General features: G+C 43.1%; 15 protein-coding genes. 10 read left to right on the top strand and 5 right to left on the bottom strand.

Annotated elements, in window-relative coordinates:
- Positions 1-185 precede the first annotated feature (185 nt).
- Both rpmE and L3V77_RS16125 read left to right on the top strand, forming a co-directional pair.
- Entirely contained in the window at positions 186-401 is a 216-nt protein-coding gene (gene rpmE, locus L3V77_RS16130) for a 50S ribosomal protein L31 (protein WP_195704549.1), read from the top strand.
- Between the two features lie 177 nt (positions 402-578).
- On the top strand, positions 579-1838 hold the full coding sequence (locus tag L3V77_RS16125) for a malic enzyme-like NAD(P)-binding protein (RefSeq protein WP_275135034.1): 1260 nt from the start codon (positions 579-581) through the stop codon (positions 1836-1838).
- A 156-nt stretch (positions 1839-1994) separates the two neighbouring features.
- Here the strand turns inward: L3V77_RS16125 and metJ are convergent, their stop codons facing one another.
- Complete coding sequence (metJ, locus tag L3V77_RS16120; protein ID WP_195704547.1) at positions 1995-2315, bottom strand: met regulon transcriptional regulator MetJ; 321 nt, start codon at positions 2313-2315, stop codon at positions 1995-1997.
- 217 nt (positions 2316-2532) lie between these two features.
- Between metJ and L3V77_RS16115 the strand changes: the two genes are divergently transcribed.
- The 3 genes from L3V77_RS16115 to metF all read left to right on the top strand — a co-directional run bounded on the left by L3V77_RS16115 (position 2533) and on the right by metF (position 7262).
- Positions 2533-3699 carry an O-succinylhomoserine (thiol)-lyase gene (locus L3V77_RS16115; RefSeq protein WP_275135033.1) on the top strand — a complete coding sequence of 389 codons (1167 nt, stop codon included), beginning with the start codon at positions 2533-2535 and terminating at the stop codon, positions 3697-3699.
- Entirely contained in the window at positions 3700-6105 is a 2406-nt protein-coding gene (locus L3V77_RS16110) for a bifunctional aspartate kinase/homoserine dehydrogenase II (RefSeq protein ID WP_275135032.1), read from the top strand.
- Positions 6106-6374: 269 nt separating this feature from the next.
- Complete coding sequence (gene metF / locus L3V77_RS16105) at positions 6375-7262, top strand: methylenetetrahydrofolate reductase (protein ID WP_275135031.1); 888 nt, start codon at positions 6375-6377, stop codon at positions 7260-7262.
- 77 nt (positions 7263-7339) lie between these two features.
- On the opposite strand, the gene L3V77_RS16100 is transcribed toward metF, so the two are convergent.
- The 3 genes from L3V77_RS16100 to argE all read right to left on the bottom strand — a co-directional run bounded on the left by L3V77_RS16100 (position 7340) and on the right by argE (position 12309).
- On the bottom strand, positions 7340-7879 hold the full coding sequence (locus L3V77_RS16100; protein WP_275135030.1) for a PadR family transcriptional regulator: 540 nt from the start codon (positions 7877-7879) through the stop codon (positions 7340-7342).
- Positions 7880-8274: 395 nt separating this feature from the next.
- Positions 8275-10908, bottom strand: coding sequence for a phosphoenolpyruvate carboxylase (gene ppc / locus L3V77_RS16095; RefSeq protein WP_275135029.1), 2634 nt, complete (start codon positions 10906-10908; stop codon positions 8275-8277).
- 234 nt (positions 10909-11142) lie between these two features.
- Entirely contained in the window at positions 11143-12309 is a 1167-nt protein-coding gene (argE, locus tag L3V77_RS16090; RefSeq protein WP_275135028.1) for an acetylornithine deacetylase, read from the bottom strand.
- Positions 12310-12465: 156 nt separating this feature from the next.
- Here argE and argC point away from each other — a divergent pair, with 156 nt between their 5' ends.
- From argC to L3V77_RS16065, 5 genes are all read left to right on the top strand, one after another.
- Positions 12466-13470, top strand: coding sequence for an N-acetyl-gamma-glutamyl-phosphate reductase (gene argC, locus L3V77_RS16085; protein WP_275135027.1), 1005 nt, complete (start codon positions 12466-12468; stop codon positions 13468-13470).
- An 8-nt stretch (positions 13471-13478) separates the two neighbouring features.
- Complete coding sequence (gene argB, locus L3V77_RS16080; RefSeq protein ID WP_275135026.1) at positions 13479-14267, top strand: acetylglutamate kinase; 789 nt, start codon at positions 13479-13481, stop codon at positions 14265-14267.
- Between the two features lie 88 nt (positions 14268-14355).
- Positions 14356-15567, top strand: a complete 1212-nt coding sequence (locus tag L3V77_RS16075; protein WP_275135025.1) for an argininosuccinate synthase — start codon at positions 14356-14358, stop codon at positions 15565-15567.
- A gap of 138 nt (positions 15568-15705) precedes the next feature.
- Positions 15706-17580: an argininosuccinate lyase gene (gene argH / locus L3V77_RS16070; RefSeq protein WP_275135024.1), complete on the top strand. Its 1875-nt coding sequence runs from the start codon at positions 15706-15708 to the stop codon at positions 17578-17580.
- A 388-nt stretch (positions 17581-17968) separates the two neighbouring features.
- Complete coding sequence (locus L3V77_RS16065) at positions 17969-19453, top strand: alkaline phosphatase (protein ID WP_275135023.1); 1485 nt, start codon at positions 17969-17971, stop codon at positions 19451-19453.
- 27 nt (positions 19454-19480) lie between these two features.
- On the opposite strand, the gene L3V77_RS16060 is transcribed toward L3V77_RS16065, so the two are convergent.
- Entirely contained in the window at positions 19481-19750 is a 270-nt protein-coding gene (locus L3V77_RS16060; protein WP_275135022.1) for a DUF3624 domain-containing protein, read from the bottom strand.
- Positions 19751-19849 lie beyond the last annotated feature (99 nt).

Genomic DNA, 19849 nt, shown 5'->3' with positions numbered 1-19849 from the left:
GAGCGAGTCATTTAGGCGCGAAAAGAAGAATTTGTTGAAAAAAGATTCAAATAAGTTGATTCCAATGGCGTGTTTCATTAGTATACTGCGCCTTGACGGTATATCAATTTATGCCAATTTGTGTAAATACGTGTGGTGTTCGGCTTAGAATCGAATGGCGACACGGCCTATAATGAGGTTTTCCCATGAAAACAGGTATCCACCCAGAATACAAAGCAGTTAGCGCAACTTGTTCTTGCGGTAATTCTTTTGAGTTTAACTCAACTCTTGCAAAAGAATCTATCCACCTAGACGTATGTGACAAATGTCACCCGTTCTACACTGGTAAGCAACGTAACGTTGATACTGGCGGACGTGTAGATCGCTTCAACAAACGTTTCGGTGCACTATCTAGCAAGTAATTGCTATGTTGTAATTCCGAATAAAAAAGGACGCTTATGCGTCCTTTTTTTGATCTCACAGTAAAATAAACTTTATGACTTAAACCTTTTTCTATGTAGGAAGTTTTGTCGCGATCATTTACTATCTATCTGAATACCAAAAACCTCCCCTGCCAATTACAACTGGAAATAAATCTGATGTCCGAAGACACCCAACAAGATGACTTTCGTCAACAAGCACTTAATTATCACGCTTACCCGACTCCAGGTAAGACGGCGATAGCACTCACTAAACCTGCCGATTCTGCTGAAGATCTAGCGCTGGCATATAGCCCCGGCGTTGCCGAGCCAGTACGGGAGATAGCACAGAATGTTGATAACGTGTACAAGTACACGGCAAAGGGTAATACGGTTGCTGTCATATCTAATGGTACTGCTATTTTAGGTTTAGGTAACTTAGGTCCAATGGCGTCAAAGCCAGTGATGGAAGGTAAAGCTCTGCTTTTTAAGCGGTTTGCTAATTTAGACGCCATCGATATTGAAGTTAAGCACCGGACTACTGAAGAGTTTGTAAACACCGTCGCAGCCATCGCGGATACCTTTGGTGGTATCAATTTAGAAGATATTAAAGCCCCGGATTGTTTTGAGATTGAACGTCAACTTATCGAGCGTTGTGATGTACCTGTGTTTCATGATGACCAACATGGTACTGCAATTGTTACAGCAGCAGGCATGCTTAATGCCATAGAGCTTCAAGGTAAAACGCTTGAGGAATCAACCATCGTCTGTCTTGGTGCTGGTGCTGCCGCTACAGCATGTATGGAACTTCTGATTAAATGTGGCGCTCAGCGTGAGAAAATCTACATGTTGGATCGCAAGGGTGTTATCCATACTCGTCGCGAAGATCTAAATGAATATAAAAAAATGTTCGCCAACAATACAGACAAACGTACGTTGGAGGATGTTATTGAAGGTGCTGATCTGTTCTTAGGTGTATCAGGGCCAGATCTGTTACCAGCTGAAGCATTGAAATTGATGGCTGATAAACCCGTTGTATTTGCTTGCTCAAATCCAGATCCTGAAATTAAACCCGAGATTGCACACCAAGTCAGAGATGACTTAATTATGGGGACGGGTCGTTCAGACTATCCAAACCAAGTAAACAATGTTATCTGCTTTCCGTTTATTTTCCGTGGCGCGTTAGATGTGCGTGCAAGTGAAATAAACATAGAGATGAAATTGGCCGCAGTTGAAGCGATTCGTCAATTGACTAAAGAACCTGTACCGGAAGGTGTATTGAAGGCTGCTGGGGTAAGTAAACTTGAGTTCAGTAAAGAGTATATTATACCAAAGCCAATGGACCCACGTTTGCTTCCACGTGTTGCCAGAGCCGTCGCGGTAGCCGCAGTAGAGTCTGGTGTTGCGAGAATTGAACTACCAGAGAACTACATGTGCTAAAAGCGCTTCAAAATAGAAGACATAGATTTTTTATCTCATAACCCCGTCATTCCTGAGAAAACAGGAATGACGGGGTTATGAGTATTAAGTAAATAGAAAAGTAATCGCGCTTGTGCAATTAATTCAATTGGGTGAAGTACTTTCCCAACTGGTTAATTATTCTTCGTCAAACGCTTCAAATTCAATTCCCATTTCTGTCATTAATTTTTTAACTTCAGTTGGAATATCATCAGGACGATCTTTTCTCAAATCTTCATCTGTTGGTAATGGTTGACCCGTATAAGCGTGCAAGAATGCTTCGCAAAGCAGTTCGCTATTCGTTGCGTGTCGTAGGTTATTTATCTGACGACGAGTTCGCTCATCAGTCAAAATTTTCAAAACTTTCAGAGGGATGGAAACGGTGATCTTCTTAACTTGCTCACTCTTTTTTCCATGTTCTGCGTATGGACTTATGTATTCGCCATTCCAATCAGCCATTGCTCACCTTTGTCAAAATAGTCATAAAACAATTATGGGATAGAATTCTAGCGGGATTTACTGCCATAAGCAAAGACATATAGACGTCTAGAGCTATTGACGTCTTAAAAAACTACCAGTAAAGTGTCTTGTTATTAATTCTAACGTTCGAGATTCAGTTATAGTTAGCGGATAAAGAAAAATGATAACTGAATTGATCGCAAAGGAAAGCTAGCACATGAAACAAAAGAAACCCGCCACTATCGCCGTTCGAACGGGCATTGAATCTGACTCTCAGTTTCATGCCGTTGTGCCTCCAATTTACTTGTCTACCAATTATAGCTTTCCAAGTTTTGGTGATGTGCCTAAATATGATTATACCCGTTCAGGAAATCCAAATCGGGGCATGTTAGAGCAAACCCTTTCCGATCTTGAGTCGGGAAAGGGTGCGGTAGTGACTAATTGCGGAACGTCGGCGTTAAACCTCTGGGTTTCTACTTTTATTGGGCCTGATGACCTTATTATTGCACCGAATGATTGTTACGGCGGTACCTACCGACTTTTTAATACTCGGGCTCAAAAAGGGGACTTTAACGTTTTATTTATTGATCAGTCCGATCTAAGCGCACTGGATGAAGCATTAGCTAAAAAACCGAAACTGGTGCTACTAGAGACGCCGTCTAATCCATTGGTTAGAGTGGTTGATATTCAAGAAACGTGCGAGAAAGCGCACGCTGTTGGTGCGCTGGTCGCAGTCGATAATACCTTCATGACACCTATATACCAAAAGCCTATAGATCTAGGTGCAGATTTTGTGATTCACTCTACAACCAAATATATTAATGGTCATTCGGACGTGATTGGGGGAGTTATCGTCACCAAGACAGAAGAACATGCTGAAGAGCTTGCGTGGTGGGGAAACTGTATTGGGGCGACAGGTACGCCGTTTGATAGCTACATGACGTTACGCGGCATACGAACTTTAGGTGCTCGGATGAGAATTCATGAAGAGAGTTCTCGAGAGATCCTAGCTTTTCTCTCAAAACAGGACCTTGTAGGCACTATATATCACCCAAGTTTGCCAGATCATCCGGGCCACGAAATTGCGAAAAAGCAGCAATCTGGGTTTGGTTCTATGTTGAGTTTTGATTTTAATGGCCCGATGGATAAGCTCAAAGAGTTTGTTGGCGCTTTATCGCTCTTTTCACTAGCAGAGTCGCTTGGTGGCGTAGAAAGCTTAATCTGTCATCCTGCCTCGATGACACATCGAGCAATGGGTGAAGAGGCCTTAAAAGAAGCGGGAATAGCACAAACACTGTTAAGGCTATCGGTTGGGCTAGAAGATAGTGAAGACCTTATCGAAGATCTTGATAATGCATTTAAAAAAGTTCAGGAGACAGTTTAAATGACCGTTATGCGCCAACTTCATAAATTTGGTGGAAGTAGTTTAGCCAATCCAGAGTGTTATAAACGAGTAAGGAATATTCTTGCCGAGTACTCTCAAAGTGAAGATTTAATTGTTGTTTCTGCGGCTGGAGACACGACCAATCAACTCATCCATTGGCTGAGTGCTCTAAAGAAAGATGGACGAACGGCACATGAAATATTGATGGAATTGCGTCGATTTCAGTCGGATTTGATACAGCAGTTAATGGATGAACCCAATAAAATGTTGGAGCATCTTCATACCGAGTTTTCTGCCCTAGGTGATTTACAAGCCCCATTAACATTAGAGCAAGAAGCCGAGGTTCTTGGGCTTGGTGAAGTGTGGTCTTCAAGGTTGCTTTCACAACTCTTGTGTCAAGCAAAAATGGCGGCAGTTGCTATCGACTCACGTGACTTTTTGAGAGCGGATATCGGCACGCAACCAGAGGTTGATCGTTCAAGCTCATGGCCATTATTGAAAGAAGTATTGGCACAGCATTCTCAACACCGATTAGTGATTACAGGTTTTATGGCCAAGAATCGTCAAGGGGATACGGTTTTGCTTGGCCGAAATGGTTCTGATTACTCTGCCACTGTCATTGGTGCATTAGCGGAAGCTGATAGAGTGACCATTTGGAGCGATGTCTGCGGTGTCTATAGTGCCGATCCTCGAAAGGTTAATGATGCCTGTTTATTGCCTCTTCTACGCTTAGATGAGGCCAGTGAGCTAGCTAGGTTGGCGGCACCTGTGTTACATAGCAGAACACTGCAACCCGTGGCCCAAAGTGCAATGGATTTAGAGCTTAGATGTAGTTACCAACCAGAAGCCGGCTCAACCAGAATCGAAAGAGTACTGGCTTCGGGTAGAGGGGCAAAGATAGTGACCTCCCTTGATGAAGTTTTGCTTATTGAGCTGATATTTAGCCACGCACATGAATTTGAAAGAGCCAAAGAAGAAGTGTTACAAAGACTCCAACGTGCTCAATTACAACCGTTGGCTTATGAAGTCCAAGCGGATCAAGGCGAGCTGCTTCTTGCTTACACAGCAGAAGTCGCATCTGGTGCCCTTAGTTATCTACATGACTCGGCAACGGAGGCAGATATTCGGCTTAAAGAAGGCTATTCAATGGTCGCCGCTGTTGGTGCTGGTGTAACGAAAAACCCGATTCATAGCCATGGCTTTTATCAGCAGTTAAAAAATGCACCCGTCGAATTTATGTGTGAAGCGGAATCGGGTTTGAGCTTAGCGGCCGTTTTACGTACGTCTAACACCTCTGTTTTAGTTCAGGGAATTCACACTCAACTCTTTCAGGCACAAAAGCGAGTTGGTTTGGTTTTATGTGGTAAAGGCAATATCGGTTCTAGTTGGCTCGAACTATTCGCTAAACAGAAAGGTGAAATAGAAAAACGTCGAGGTATGAGTTTTGATTTAATAGGTGTAGTGGGTAGCCAGACATATTGGATGAATATGGCCGGTATTGAGGCCTCGAGTGTACTTAGTCGTTATGAAGATGAAGCAATAGAAAGTGATGGTAATGAATGGCTAGAGCAACTCAGTCACCAACAAGAGTATGATGAGGTAATCGTATTAGACGTGACGGCGAGTGAAGCGGTATCAATGAAATACCCCGATATTGCTGAAAAAGGCTTACACCTAATTTCTGCCAATAAAGTGGCGGGCTCTGCTTCAAGTGAGTTTTACCATAAAGTACAGGATGCATTTGCAAAAACAGGGCGTCATTGGCTATATAATGCAACCGTGGGTGCAGGGTTACCGATCAATCATACGGTTCGCGATTTGCGCGAAAGTGGCGATGAAATCACCGCATTCTCTGGCATATTTTCAGGTACTCTATCGTGGCTTTTCCAACAGTTTGATGGGTCTATCCCATTTAGCGAATTGGTTGAATTGGCTTGGCAACAAGGGTTAACGGAACCAGATCCTCGTTGCGACTTAGACGGGTCAGATGTAATGCGCAAACTCATTATTTTGGCGCGTGAGTCAGGGTTGACGATTGAACCGGAGAGCGTAAAAGTGGCCTCTCTTGTTCCGGACGAGTTGAAAGACCTGTCCATCGATCAGTTTTTTGATCAAGGTCAGTTACTAAGCGAACAGTTAGCCGAACGCCTAGAAAAAGCACAGCGTGAAGACAGAGTACTGCGCTATGTGGCTCGTTTACAAAAAGGTGGTAAGGCAACCGTAGGCATTGAGGCACTAAATAAAGAGCATGCATTGGCTAACTTGCTTCCCTGTGACAATATCTTTGCGATAGAAAGTGCTTGGTATAAGGACAACCCGTTGGTGATTAGAGGACCAGGTGCGGGCAGAGAAGTGACCGCCGGGGCGATTCAATCGGATATTAATCGATTATCAAATCTGTTTTAAATATAAACGCTAGCCACTGTCTTTAAAGGGGCAGTGGCGGTTTTACTTATCATTGCTATGGATGTATCGATCTATCTCCAGAGTCGAATTCATGTTAACCAACCTTAGTACATCCGACATAACTCTTGAATATCTCTCACCAATATCATGAAAAATTTTCATGAACATCATGTTGACATTAATCTCATTTCATTACATTCTACAGACATATAGACGTCTAAACGTCAAAACGGAAATACAAATTCGATCAGCCCGAATGAGAGAGAACTATGAGTTATTCACACGCTAGTCATCTAGATGCCTTAAATCAGAATATCGCAGAGCTTGGTGATATTAATGTCTCTTTTGAATTTTTTCCGCCAAGTAGTGAAAAAATGGAAGAAACATTGTGGAACTCTGTGCACCGTTTGAAAACACTTCAACCTAAATTTGTGTCGGTTACCTACGGGGCAAACTCTGGTGAACGTGACCGTACCCATTCTATTATCAAAGAAATTAAAGATCAGACAGGCTTGGTGGCCGCGCCACATTTAACCTGTATTGACGCAAGCCGTGATGAGCTTATAGGTATTGCGGATGACTATTGGGCAAATGGTATACGCAATATCGTCGCACTACGCGGTGATATTCCAGCTGGTGGTGGTGTTCCAAATATGTATGCATCGGACTTGGTTACTCTGCTCAAGTCACGACATGATTTTGATATCTCAGTGGCGGCGTTTCCAGAGGTTCACCCAGAAGCAAAAAGTGCCCAATCAGACTTGCTTAATTTAAAAAGAAAGGTGGATGCAGGTGCTAACCGTGCAATTACTCAATTTTTCTTTGATGTTGAAAGCTACCTAAGATTCAGAGACCGTTGTGTGAGTGCGGGTATTGACGCAGAGATAATACCGGGAATTCTGCCCGTTTCTAACTTTACGCAAGCTTCTCGTTTTGCCGCAATGAATAACGTGAAAGTACCGGGTTGGATGGCACAGCAATTTAGTGGTTTAGAAGATGATCCAACAACTCGCCAATTGGTTGGTGCTAGCCAAGCTATTGATATGGTAAGAATTTTAAGCAGGGAAGGCGTAAAGGACTTTCATTTCTATACTCTTAATCGTGCTGAAATGACTTTTGCGTTGTGCCATACATTAGGAGTAAGACCAACAAGATAAACGGTAATAAATAAAAAGGGTCGATGTTTTCACATGAGCCCTTTTTATTTAAAAGCAAAGACTAGAACGAAGCCGTTTTAGTCCATGGATTTCAATTCAGCAACAACTTCCTCCGCCCAATCAATCCAAGCTTCACGTATTAATAGGTTACGTCTTAAAGTAAGGCGTTCTAATTTAGCGTGCTTGTCTAGCTTAGTTGGATCACCATAATAAGTCGCTTCAATCTCTTTGTAATGACTGACTAGCTGTTTAGATTCACCAATAAGTATAGATACTTGTTCTTTGAAAGGAGCAGTAGGTTGGATTGCGCAAGCCATTAACTTAGCGCTGAACTCATCTCTTATTGTTGCTTGTGCTGTTGGTTGCTCAAACCATTCACCGAGTGCACGGCGCCCAGCTTCGGCAATGGAGTAAATTTTTCTATCTGGTTTGCCATCCTGAGGATGTAAAACACAGGTGACGAGTTCATTTTGAGCCATTTTATTGAGCTCTCGATAAACTTGCTGATGACTCGCTTTCCAAAAATAGCCGATGCTATATGAAAATTCTTTGGTTATATCATATCCGGTAGCATCGCGAGTGCTTAAAACGGTAAGGATTACGTGTGGTAATGACATATCTTAAATCCAATAATTAGTAATACAAATAACTCACAACTTTGAACTGCTTCCGTGCTTTTTGTGACACTAATTATTTTGCAGTTCAGAATAACGACAGATCTGCTTATTAGCAGTTCAGAATAACGACAAATCTATGTTTGTTCGTCATTCCCTATCTTCAGCCGAATTCCACCTAGATACTTGCGGAGTTTGATTCCATATTATTATGCCTGTTATGAGTATAGTCGATCTTTGGGGCACAACGGGGCGTAAGCATACCACTAAATTTTGTTGTAAAAATAAAAAAAAAGGGCAAATTGTCTCAAAAGGATGATAAACCTCTCGAATTGGATTGCAAACAGAACAGTATGCTGTTTTATTTGGTCATACTGTCCCATTTCTGGTCTTTTACTCTACCCAGTGTTGCGCATGCCAGCAGCAATACCTGCTATTGTCACCATCAATGCTTCTTCTAGTTCTGAAGAGGGTTGATCTGACTGGCGAGTTCGGTATAGAAGCTCAGCTTGAAGAATATTCATAGGCAAAACATAGACGTTACGCAATCGGATAGATTCCAACCCCCATGGGTCGCTCTGCATCAAGTTTTCGTTGTTCTCAACATTGAGAACGGCCTTAATATCTTTTTGCAGTTGGTCCCGTAATTGATCGCCTATTCGCCAAAGTGACTTGTCCGTTAGCCTCTGATCGTAATATCGAGAGATTTCGATATTGGTTTTGGTGTACACCATCTCTAACATACCAAGGCGAGTAGAGAAGAAAGGCCATTCACGACACATCTCTTCTAATAGGTTCTGGTGTCCTTTGTCGATTGAGTACTGTATCGATTCACCTGCACCCAACCAAGCGGGTAGAACCAATCTATTTTGGCTCCATGAGAATATCCATGGAATCGCCCTTAGACTTTCGACTCCACCGTTAGGATTTCTTTTTGATGGTCTCGATCCGAGAGGAAGCTTGCCTAACTCTCGTTCTGGGGTCGCCGCTCTAAAGTAAGGAACGAAATCTGGCTCCCCCTGAACGATTGAACGGTATGCTTCACAAGAGACTTGTGACAAGACTTCCATTAGGTCGCGCCACTCTTGTTTCGGGCTTGGGGGCGGTAAAAGGTTGGCCTCAAGAATCGCGCTGGCGTAGCGGTTAAAGCTGTTTACCGCGATATCCGGTAACCCAAGTTTAAAGCGGATCATTTCCCCTTGTTCCGTTACACGCAACCCCCCTTTTAAGCTTTTCGGTGGTTGAGAAAGTAACGCAGCATGTGCTGGCGCACCACCACGGCCAATGGTGCCTCCACGGCCATGGAAGAGTGTGAGTTCGATGTTGGCTTCTTCACAAACACGTACTAAAGCATCCATGGCACTATATTGGGCCCAACCCGCAGACATAACCCCTGCATCTTTAGCTGAGTCAGAATAGCCAATCATGACCATTTGGTGGTTTTGGATAAAACCTCTATACCAATCAATCTCGAGCAACTGTTTGATGACGGCTTCTGAATTATTCAAGTCATCAAGTGTTTCAAATAGTGGGCATACGTCCATACGGAACTGACAGCCAGATTCTTGAAGCAGTAAGTGAACGGCTAACACATCCGATGCGGTGCGTGCCATTGAAATAACATAAGAACCGAAAGCTTCGCGAGATTGACTCGCAATTATCCTACAGGTGTCTAAAACTTCTTGTACCTGTTCAGAGGGTTGCCAGTTACGAGGCAAAAGTGGACGTTTTGAACTTAATTCATTGACTAAAAAAGAAATTCTATCTTGTTCATTCCAATGGTCATAATCGCCAATACCTAAATAGCGAGTAAGTTCAGATAGTACATCTGAATGGCGAGTGCTCTCTTGGCGGATATCTAAGCGTACAAGATGGACACCAAATGCTTTAACTCGACGAAGGTTATCTAGCAATGCTCCGTCAGCTATGACGCCCATTCCACATTGATGCAATGATTGGTAGCAGGCGTAGAGTGGATCCCATAATTGGCTTACATTCTCTAATATGGCTTTGTTAGGGACGTCGGTTTTGTTTACTTTCGCATCCAGTACTTCGAGCGTGTCTGTGAGTAGTGTTCTTATCTGTTTAAGTACAGCACGGTAAGGTTCATGTGCATCACCAGCTAGTTGTCTTAATTCGTTTGTGCATTCGATCATTGAAAGCTCACTGACGAGCTCAATGATGTCGGTTAGGTAGAGGTCGGCCGCCTTCCAGCGTGACAGATGTAGAACCTCATGAGTAATCTCGTGGGTAACAAATGGGTTTCCATCTCTATCGCCACCCATCCAAGAAGAGAAATGAATCGGGCGAGCATCAATAGGGAGCCCTTCGCCAAGGTAGTCAGTTACTCTGTCATTGAATTCACGCAGAAACTCGGGCACGGCTTGCCATAAGGAGTTTTCAACAACAGCGAAGCCCCACTTAGCTTCGTCAAGCGGTGTTGGGCGTTCTTTACGCATATCATCAGAATGCCAAGATTGAGCTATCAGCTGTTCTAATCGACGTTCTTGCTTTACACGTTCTCTAGGAGATAGGTCACTAAGTTCGAGCTGTGAAAGGCACTTATTAATCTTCACCAATTTATTTATCATGGTGCGACGAGCTATCTCTGTCGGATGTGCAGTAAGAACCAGTTCAATATTGAGATCTTTAATTGACTGTGCAGTGTCTAATTTGCTCACACTGTTTTGCGTGAGCTTTGAAAATAGTGTGTGGATGACGTCTGGTTCGCAGATATTCGCATCGCAATGGCGAGAAATCGTATGGTATTGCTCTGCTATATTCGTTAGGTTTAGAAATTGGTTAAAGGCCCTTGCAACCGGATTTAACTGGTTATCTGGTAGGTTAGATATTACCTGAATGAGTTCTTCACGAGCTTCTTGATCGTTTTCTCTCTCGGCAGACTTTGAAAGTTGGCGTATCAGTTCGACTTTTTCTAAGATCTCTTCGCCATGCGCATTCTTAATTGTGTTGCCAAGTAAGTGACCTAGTGTTCTCACGTTACTTTTTAAAGCAGCATATTTCTCGTTCATTTCCTTTCTGCCTCGTAATTTAATTACAGTGTATTTTCTTCCCAGTTGTACAATCTAGCTAATATCTGTGCTTTGAGTCAAATAAAGACAAAGGCACAATGATTTTAATGGTGTTAATTTGACTGGGATCATGTCTAGAACAGATGCCATGTATAGGGTTGTGAAATAAAATTTCACAACCCTATACATGGCATCGAAAGCATAAGTTCAATAATGAAGTCTTATGATTAAAGATTAGAAGCAATACTGACGAATTGCCTTAGAAAGAATATTAATAGTTGGGTCGATAAATTCAAACGCTAAGAATTCATCGGGCTGATGGGCTTGATCTATAGATCCTGGACCTAAAACCAATGTTGGGCACAACTGTTGTAAAAAAGGTGCTTCAGTACAATAGTTTACGGTCTCTGATTCCATTCCACATATGGCTTCCATCCCTGCAATGAAACTGTGTTCTTGTGATGAATGTTGATGGGAAGAGTGTTCGTTGGAACATTCATACCCTGGGATAGGTTCATGCAAAGGGCGGATCTCAATACGGTTCGGCCATTTCGCTTCCACTTCTTTTAACGCACCGCGCAACATGTTGTCTAGGCCATCAAGGCTTATTCCAGGCAGAGGTCTTACATCGTAATGGAGCTCACAACAACCACAAATTCGGTTTGCACTATCTCCTCCATGGATATGCCCTAAATTTAACGTTGGTGATGGAATAGCAAATCCTGGATGGTGGTATTCTTTCACCAACTGGTTTTTTAGCTGCATTAGGGCATACATTACCTCATGCATTATCTCAATGGCGTTAACGCCCAATGCTGGGTCTGAAGAATGGCCAGATTTGCCGGTGACTCTGATTGCATTGGCTACATGTCCTTTGTGACCGCGAATGGGTACCAGACTAGTTGGCTCACCGATAATACAATAATCCGGTTTTATCGGAGCATCATCGGTAAAGTGACGCGCGCCGAGCATAGTTGTTTCTTCATCACATGTCGCCAGAATATACAGAGGTTTAGTTTGATTTTTCCAATCTACTTTTTTTACCGCTTCAATAATGAAAGCGAAGAACCCTTTCATATCCGCAGTACCTAGCCCATAAAAACGGTTGTTTGATTCGGTCAGTGTATGTGGATCAAAACTCCACTGTCCTTGATCAAAGGGGACTGTGTCAGTGTGTCCTGCCAATAACAAGCCGCCTTCGCCTTGACCCCGTTTAGCAATTAAGTTGCATTTGCCTTTTTCAACCTCAACCACATCCACTTCAAAGTGCATCTGTTTTAACCAATCAGCCAATAATTCGATGACTTGGCTATTCCCTTCATCCCAACTTGGGTCTGTTGAACTGATAGAAGAGGTCGAAATGAGTCCCTTGTATACATCGATAAATTTAGGTAATTGCATATTATCTTCGCTTCTCCTATTGACAGATAACCATTAAGACGTTAAAAAGCATATTAAATCATTATTTATGAATAAAAAACCGAATAATGACGTTTTTTGAGTATGAATAGTCAAGTTTGACTGTCGTCAGTTACCCAAATATTTGGATAAGTTAAGATGTTAAAAACCACAATTATTGGTGCAAGCGGTTATACCGGAGCGGAACTCGCTCTCATGGTCACAAAACATCCAGAGCTAACGCTAACAGGATTGTATGTTTCCGCCAATAGCCTAGACGCGAATAAAAAGATTAGCGCATTACACGGTAAACTTTCTGGTGTTGTTGAAATGCTCGTTCAACCTTTGACGGACGTTCAAGCTGTCGCCGAGGCGTGCGATGTTGTTTTTCTTGCGACGGCTCACGAAGTTAGTCATGACTTGGCTCCAGAGTTTTTGGCACAGGGTTGTCAGGTTTTTGATTTGTCTGGGGCGTATCGCGTCCAAGCCGATGACTTTTATTCCCAATATTATGGTTTTGACCATCAACATTCTGATCTACTTAAAGGCGCGGTATATGGCCTCGCTGAGTGGAATGAGGAAGCGATCAAAAATACAGACCTCATTGCAGTTGCGGGTTGTTACCCCACCGCTTCACAACTCGCGATAAAACCACTGGTTGAAATGAACATGTTAGACCTCAATCAATGGCCAGTTATTAACGCGACAAGTGGTGTAACGGGTGCGGGTCGCAAAGCGAGCATGAGCAATAGCTTTTGTGAAGTGAGCCTACAACCTTACGGGCTGTTCAGCCATCGGCACAAACCTGAAATTGCGTCTCATCTTGGCTGCGATGTAATTTTTATTCCACATTTAGGTAATTTTAAAAGAGGCATCTTAGCCACGATTACAATGAAACTTGCTGTTGGTGTAACGGCTGAAGATGTGAGTAACGCCTTCGAGAAAGCCTATCAAAACAAACCTGCAGTTCGCTTAAAGCAGCAAGGTATTCCCAAGGTACAAGATGTAGAGTGTACACCTTTTTGTGATATCGGTTGGAAGGTGGAAGGTGAACACGTCATCGTTGTCTCGGCTATCGATAACCTTTTGAAAGGCGCATCTAGCCACGCGATGCAGTGCTTAAATATTCGTAACGGCTTTGAGCCGCTTACTTCGCTTCTGTGAGAATAAATATGAATCAAAATCTAAAACCATTAGTGATTAAGCTAGGCGGCGCAGCACTTTCAAGTACCGACACTCTAGGCAAGCTTTTTAACGCTATTGATAACTATAAGCATCAGGCAAATAGGGAACTCGTTATCGTTCATGGCGGGGGTTACCTTGTTGATGAACTGATGGAAAAGCTTCAACTTAAGACAGTGAAGAAAAATGGGTTACGGGTTACACCTTATGACCAAATACCGGTTATTGCGGGCGCATTGGCTGGGACTGCCAACAAATCACTGCAAGGTGAAGCCGTCAAAAACGGACTCAAAGCCGTCGGACTTTGCTTGGCAGACGGTGGTCTTTGTACGGTGGAAGAGTTGGACCCTGCACTCGGCGCAGTAGGTAAAGCGAGCGCCGGTGACCCGGCGGTGGTGAAAGCGATATTAGCCACAGGTGCATTACCTATTATTAGCTCGATTGGCCTAACGGACAAGGGCCAGATGATGAACGTGAATGCCGATCAAGCCGCGGTCGCCGTAGCAAGCGCTTTAGACGCAGAGCTAGTGTTGCTTTCTGATGTCAGTGGCGTATTGGATGGAAAGGGGCACTTGCTGCCCAACCTAGACAAAACTCAGGCACAGGCCCTGATTCAAAGCAAGGTTATTACAGACGGTATGATCGTCAAAGTAGAAGCGGCACTTGATGCCGCTAACGAACTTGGCAGACCAATTGAAGTTGCAACGTGGCGTTATCCAGACAAATTAAGCGAATTATTCGCAGGTAAGAGCATAGGTACGCAGTTCTTGCCGCAGTAAAATTTAGATAAACATAATTTTTAACACAACAGAATTTATACCCGATGTACTGACCGCCAGAGCAGTCCGGGAGAACAGGAGAAATACAATGAGCAAGATTGAAGTAAAAAAAGTAGTCGTAGCCTATTCCGGCGGTCTAGACACATCAGTAATCATTCCATGGTTGAAAGAGAATTATAACTGTGAAGTGGTCGCTTTTGTGGCGGATGTTGGACAGGGTGCTGAAGAGTTAGAAGGCGTTGAAGAAAAAGCCCTCGCTTCTGGCGCGTCTGAAGTCTATATAGGAGACCTTAAAGAAGAGATGGTTAAGGATTATATCTATCCTTCTTTAAAAACGGGTGCATTGTACGAGGGTAAATATCTTTTAGGTACCTCAATGGCTCGCCCAATAATCGCTAAGGCGCAGGTTGAGTGCGCTCGGAAGGTTGGTGCGGATGCACTTGCACACGGTTGTACCGGTAAAGGGAATGATCAAGTCCGTTTTGAAGGTGCATTTGCCGCGTTGGCCCCGGATCTACACGTTATTGCCCCTTGGCGTGAGTGGGATTTAGTGAGCCGTGAAGAGTGTTTAGATTATCTAGAAGCGCGCAATATTCCATGCTCCGCGTCTTTAACAAAGATTTACTCTCGTGATGCAAATGCATGGCATATCTCAACAGAAGGTGGTGTTCTTGAAAAAACGTGGAATGCACCAAATGATGATTGTTGGGCATGGACAAAAAGCCCTGAAGAGGCACCTAACAAAGCCGAATATGTAACAATCAAAGTGGAAAAATGCGAAGTTGTTGCTGTTGATGGTATAGATATGAAGCCATACGACGCACTAATGTATTTGAATGAGAAAGGTGTTGAGCACGGCATTGGGCGTATTGATATCGTTGAAAACCGTTTAGTAGGAATGAAGTCACGTGGTTGTTATGAAACGCCGGGTGGCACTATTATGATGGAAGCGCTCCGTTCCGTTGAACAACTCGTACTGGACAAAAGCTCATTTGAGTTCCGTGAAGAGTTAGGCGTGAAGGCCGCTCACCTAATCTACGATGGCCGTTGGTTTACTCCGTTATGCGAGTCTATCCTTGCTGCAACAGAGAACCTTGCTCAAGACGTCAACGGTGAGGTGGTGATTAAACTTTACAAGGGTCAAGCTACGGCGACTCAGAAACGTTCTGAAAACAGTCTATATTGTGAAAAATTTGCGACATTTGGTGAAGATGAAGTCTATGACCAAAGCCATGCCGAAGGATTCATCCGTTTGTATTCATTAGCAAGCCGTATTCGTACTATGAATATGCAGAAGTAAAGGTAATTCGCAAAAGTAATATAACAGAAGCTTGATTCTCGGTTGTATATCGCTAGTATCTACAACCGGGTGTTTAGCACCTAATAGCACACTAACTAACTATAATAATTAGCTTCCGTTTAGATCAGGAGATACACAATGGCATTATGGGGTGGCAGATTTACCCAAGCAGCAGATACTCGGTTCAAAGAGTTCAACGATTCACTTCGCTTTGATTACCGATTAGCTGAGCAAGATATTGTCGGTTCAATAGCCTGGTCCAAAGCATTACGTTCTGTGGGCGTTATAAACGAGATAGAACAGCAAAAATTAGAGCTAGCTTTAAACGAATTGAAGTTAGAAGTAATGGAAGACCCTGAGCAGATTCTTAAATCTGATTCAGAAGATATTCATAGTTGGGTAGAGCAACAACTTATTAGTAAAGTCGGTGATCTTGGCAAGAAGCTTCACACAGGCCGTTCTCGTAATGACCAAGTAGCGACCGATCTAAAGTTATGGTGTCGTCAACAAGGTCAACACCTACTTATTGTTCTAGATCGTCTGCAAAACCAACTCGTTGATGTTGCATCGCAGCATCAAGGTACTGTTTTACCCGGCTATACACACCTACAAAGAGCGCAACCAGTAACATTTGCCCATTGGTGCCTTGCTTACGTAGAGATGTTTGAGCGTGACTACTCCCGATTGGGAGATGCAATAAACCGTCTTGATACTTGTCCATTGGGTTCTGGTGCCCTAGCGGGAACCGCTTATCCAATGGATCGTCAAGATCTTGCTCATAATTTGGGTTTTCGTCGGGCCACTCGTAATAGTTTAGATTCAGTCTCTGACCGTGATCATGTGATGGAGCTGATGTCTATTGCTTCTATTTCAATGCTGCACCTTTCTCGTCTTGCTGAAGATATGATCTTCTACAATTCAGGCGAGTCTAACTTCATAGAGTTAGCCGATACCGTCACATCTGGTTCATCTTTGATGCCGCAAAAGAAAAACCCGGATGCATTAGAACTTATTCGTGGCAAATGTGGACGTGTATATGGTTCATTAGCGGCCATGATGATGACGGTTAAAGCTCTTCCTCTTGCTTATAACAAAGACATGCAAGAAGACAAAGAAGGGTTATTTGATGCGTTAGATACGTGGAACGATTGCATGGAAATGGCGGCGCTTTGCTTCGATGGTTTGAAAGTAAACAGTGAACGTACATTAGAAGCGGCCAAGCAAGGTTATGCAAATGCAACAGAGTTAGCTGATTATTTAGTTGCGAAGGATATTCCATTCCGTGAAGCGCATCATATCGTCGGTGTTGCGGTAGTGGGGGCGATAGAAAAAGGGTGTGCTTTAGAAGAGCTATCAATTGAGGAACTGAAGGTGTTTTCTGACGTTATTGAAGATGACGTATACGAAATACTGACGATCGAATCATGTCTAGAGAAACGTTCTGCACTTGGTGGGGTTTCTCCTCAGCAGGTCGCTTATGCTGTCGATCATGCACAGCAACGTTTAGAAAAGAGAAATGTCTCTGTAATTAAGGTACGGGTTGCAAGACTCACCGATATCGACGCATTAGAGGGGATGGTTGCTTATTGGTCTAATATGGGTGAAAACTTACCTCGTAATCGCAGTGAGCTTATTCGAGATATTGGTTCCTTCGCTGTGGTAGAGCATCAAGGTGAGGTTACCGGTTGTGCTTCACTTTATGTATATGATTCCGGTCTGGCTGAAATACGATCGTTAGGGATTGAAGCTGGGTGGCACAGACAAGGCCAAGGTACCGCAATCGTGCAACACTTAGTGACGAAAGCTAAGCAGATGGCGATACAGAAAGTTTTTGTACTAACTCGTACTCCTGAGTTCTTTATGAAGCAGAATTTCTTACCGACGTCAAAAAGCTTGCTTCCTGAAAAAGTACTGAAAGATTGTGAGCAGTGTCCGAGAATCCACGCTTGTGATGAAGTCGCGTTAGAGATTGATCTTTGTGAGCAAACAATTATTCGTGTTAGCGTTGCCTAATCTATTGAAATAAAGCGTAAAAGAGGTAGGCAATAGCATATCTAATAAATAAATGATCTTTTTTGGGAACATTTTAGGAAAAGCCCGGTCTTATTAAGTACCACTGCTTTTTCTTAGAAGAATCTAAGAAAGCCCCTATCCGGTTTGGATTAGGGGCTTTTTCTTTTTATGGCCAGTTAGTGAGTGAAATTGGTATAACTATGCATAAAATTACTTAGATTGGAACAACATAACGCATTGTTTTTGTTATGTTATATCATTACCAGTTAACAAAACCTTCAAAAAATCTTCACTTGAGTGTTATCTCCTGTCACATATCGTTCGTTAGCCTATTTAGCTGTTAATCATGTATGCAATAAATCAATTAATTCTAAATTGGAGAAACCTTGTGAAAGGACGTCAGTTAACACTCGCTATCAGCGGTTTACTCGTAGGCCTAGTAGGTTGTAGCAGCAATGCATCAAGCACCTCAACAGCGGTTGAAATTCCACAACAAAACGATGTGTGGTACACCGAAGCACAAGCCGCTATCGCCAAAGCGAAAACTACGATGCCAATCGACAAGCCAGCAAAAAATGTCATCTTATTCATTGGTGATGGAATGAGCGTTGGTACTATTACGGCAGCCCGTATCTTTGAAGGTCAACGTCGCGGTTTATTAGGGGAAGAATATAGCTTGGCGATGGAAAGCTTACCTCATACGGCATTGGTTAAAACATACAATACAGATATGCAGGTTCCTGATTCGGCAGGCACAGCGTCTGCGATGGTCGCAGGTGTTAAGACCAAAGCGGGTACTATCTCGGTCAATGACAATGTACAGCGTGGCTTTTGTAATACGGCGTTAGGTAATGAGACGACAACCGCTTGGGAACTCGCGGCTGCACGAGGTATGTCGGTTGGTGTTGTAAGTACAGCACGGCTTACTCACGCGACACCTGCGGTAACGTATGCGCATAGCGCCGATCGTAATTGGGAGCACGATGTCCCTAATATTGCTAAAAATCAAGGTTGTGTCGATATTGCCACTCAGTTTGTGAACTTTGATAAAGGTGACGGTATTCAGGTCGCTTTTGGTGGCGGTCGCCGTGAATTTTTACCGGCAAGTGTGACGGATTCAGAAGGTAAGAACGGAAAACGTAAAGATGGCCGTAACCTTGTAGAAGAGTGGCAGGCTAAACACCCTGAAGGTCAATATGTCTATGATCAAACGGGTTTCGACAAGCTTGATGCAAATACAACCCGCGCATTTGGTTTGTTTGAAAGCAGTCACATGAAATATGAAGCGGATCGTCGTAATGATGAACCTTCTCTTGCAGAAATGACCTCTAAAGCGATTGATATACTGTCTAAAAATAAAGAAGGCTATGTATTGATGGTTGAGGCTGGACGTATAGATCATGCTCACCATGATGGCAATGCAAAACGTGCGCTAGAAGATACAATTGCTTATGATGAGGCAATCAAAGCGGCGTTGGAGAAGACGAACTTAGACGACACCTTAGTCATTGTTACTGCTGACCACGCGCATACACTTGTAATGAATGGTTACTCAGCTCGCGGTAACAATATTTTGGGTTTATCAAAATCAAAAGGTAAGTTTAGCCAAGATGAGTTTGGTAAAAAGTACACCACGCTCACCTATGGAAATGGTCCAGGTGCCGTTAAAGGAGAGCGTTCTGACTTAACCGAGTCGCAAGTAATAGCGTTAGATTATAAGCAACAGTCACTCGTTCGTTTAAGTTCAGAAACTCACTCAGGGGAAGATGTAGCCGTATTTGCTCGAGGTCCTCAGGCTTACCTGTTCCAAGGTGTGGTTGAGCAGAATTATCTTTATCATGTTATGAATGAAGCATTAAATCTGTCTAAATAGAAAGAGTATCAACCTACTTTAAGCCGCCTACGGGCGGTTTTTTTTACCGTCGCGATGTCTTCTTTTTTGCATTGGGAATATCACAAATTTAAACCAGAGGTGCAAAAAAAGAAGAATATTAAAGGCAAAACCAGAAAATATTAATGCAATGGATTCGACACTTTTAAAGTCATCTCTGTAACCAAACCACCATACGATCCAACAAAGAACAGAAAGCACGGTTAGTTGGTCCATACATCGTTTGCAACGACCTATTTTTTTCCAAAACCAGTTATCTTCACAATCCTTACAAGCCATGATTTTTGTACCAGTTAGACACTTAGTTCGATTCTGAACTAGTCTGAGGTGCAGTGCAATTAGTACGTCGAGTCATATAAAAACGGACTTTTGTCTAAA

The sequence above is a fragment of the Vibrio sp. DW001 genome (assembly GCF_029016285.1).
In the GTDB taxonomy this organism is placed as follows: domain Bacteria; phylum Pseudomonadota; class Gammaproteobacteria; order Enterobacterales; family Vibrionaceae; genus Vibrio.
Note: the sequence above shows the minus strand (reverse complement) of the source record. Positions and strands in the feature narration are given on the sequence as shown.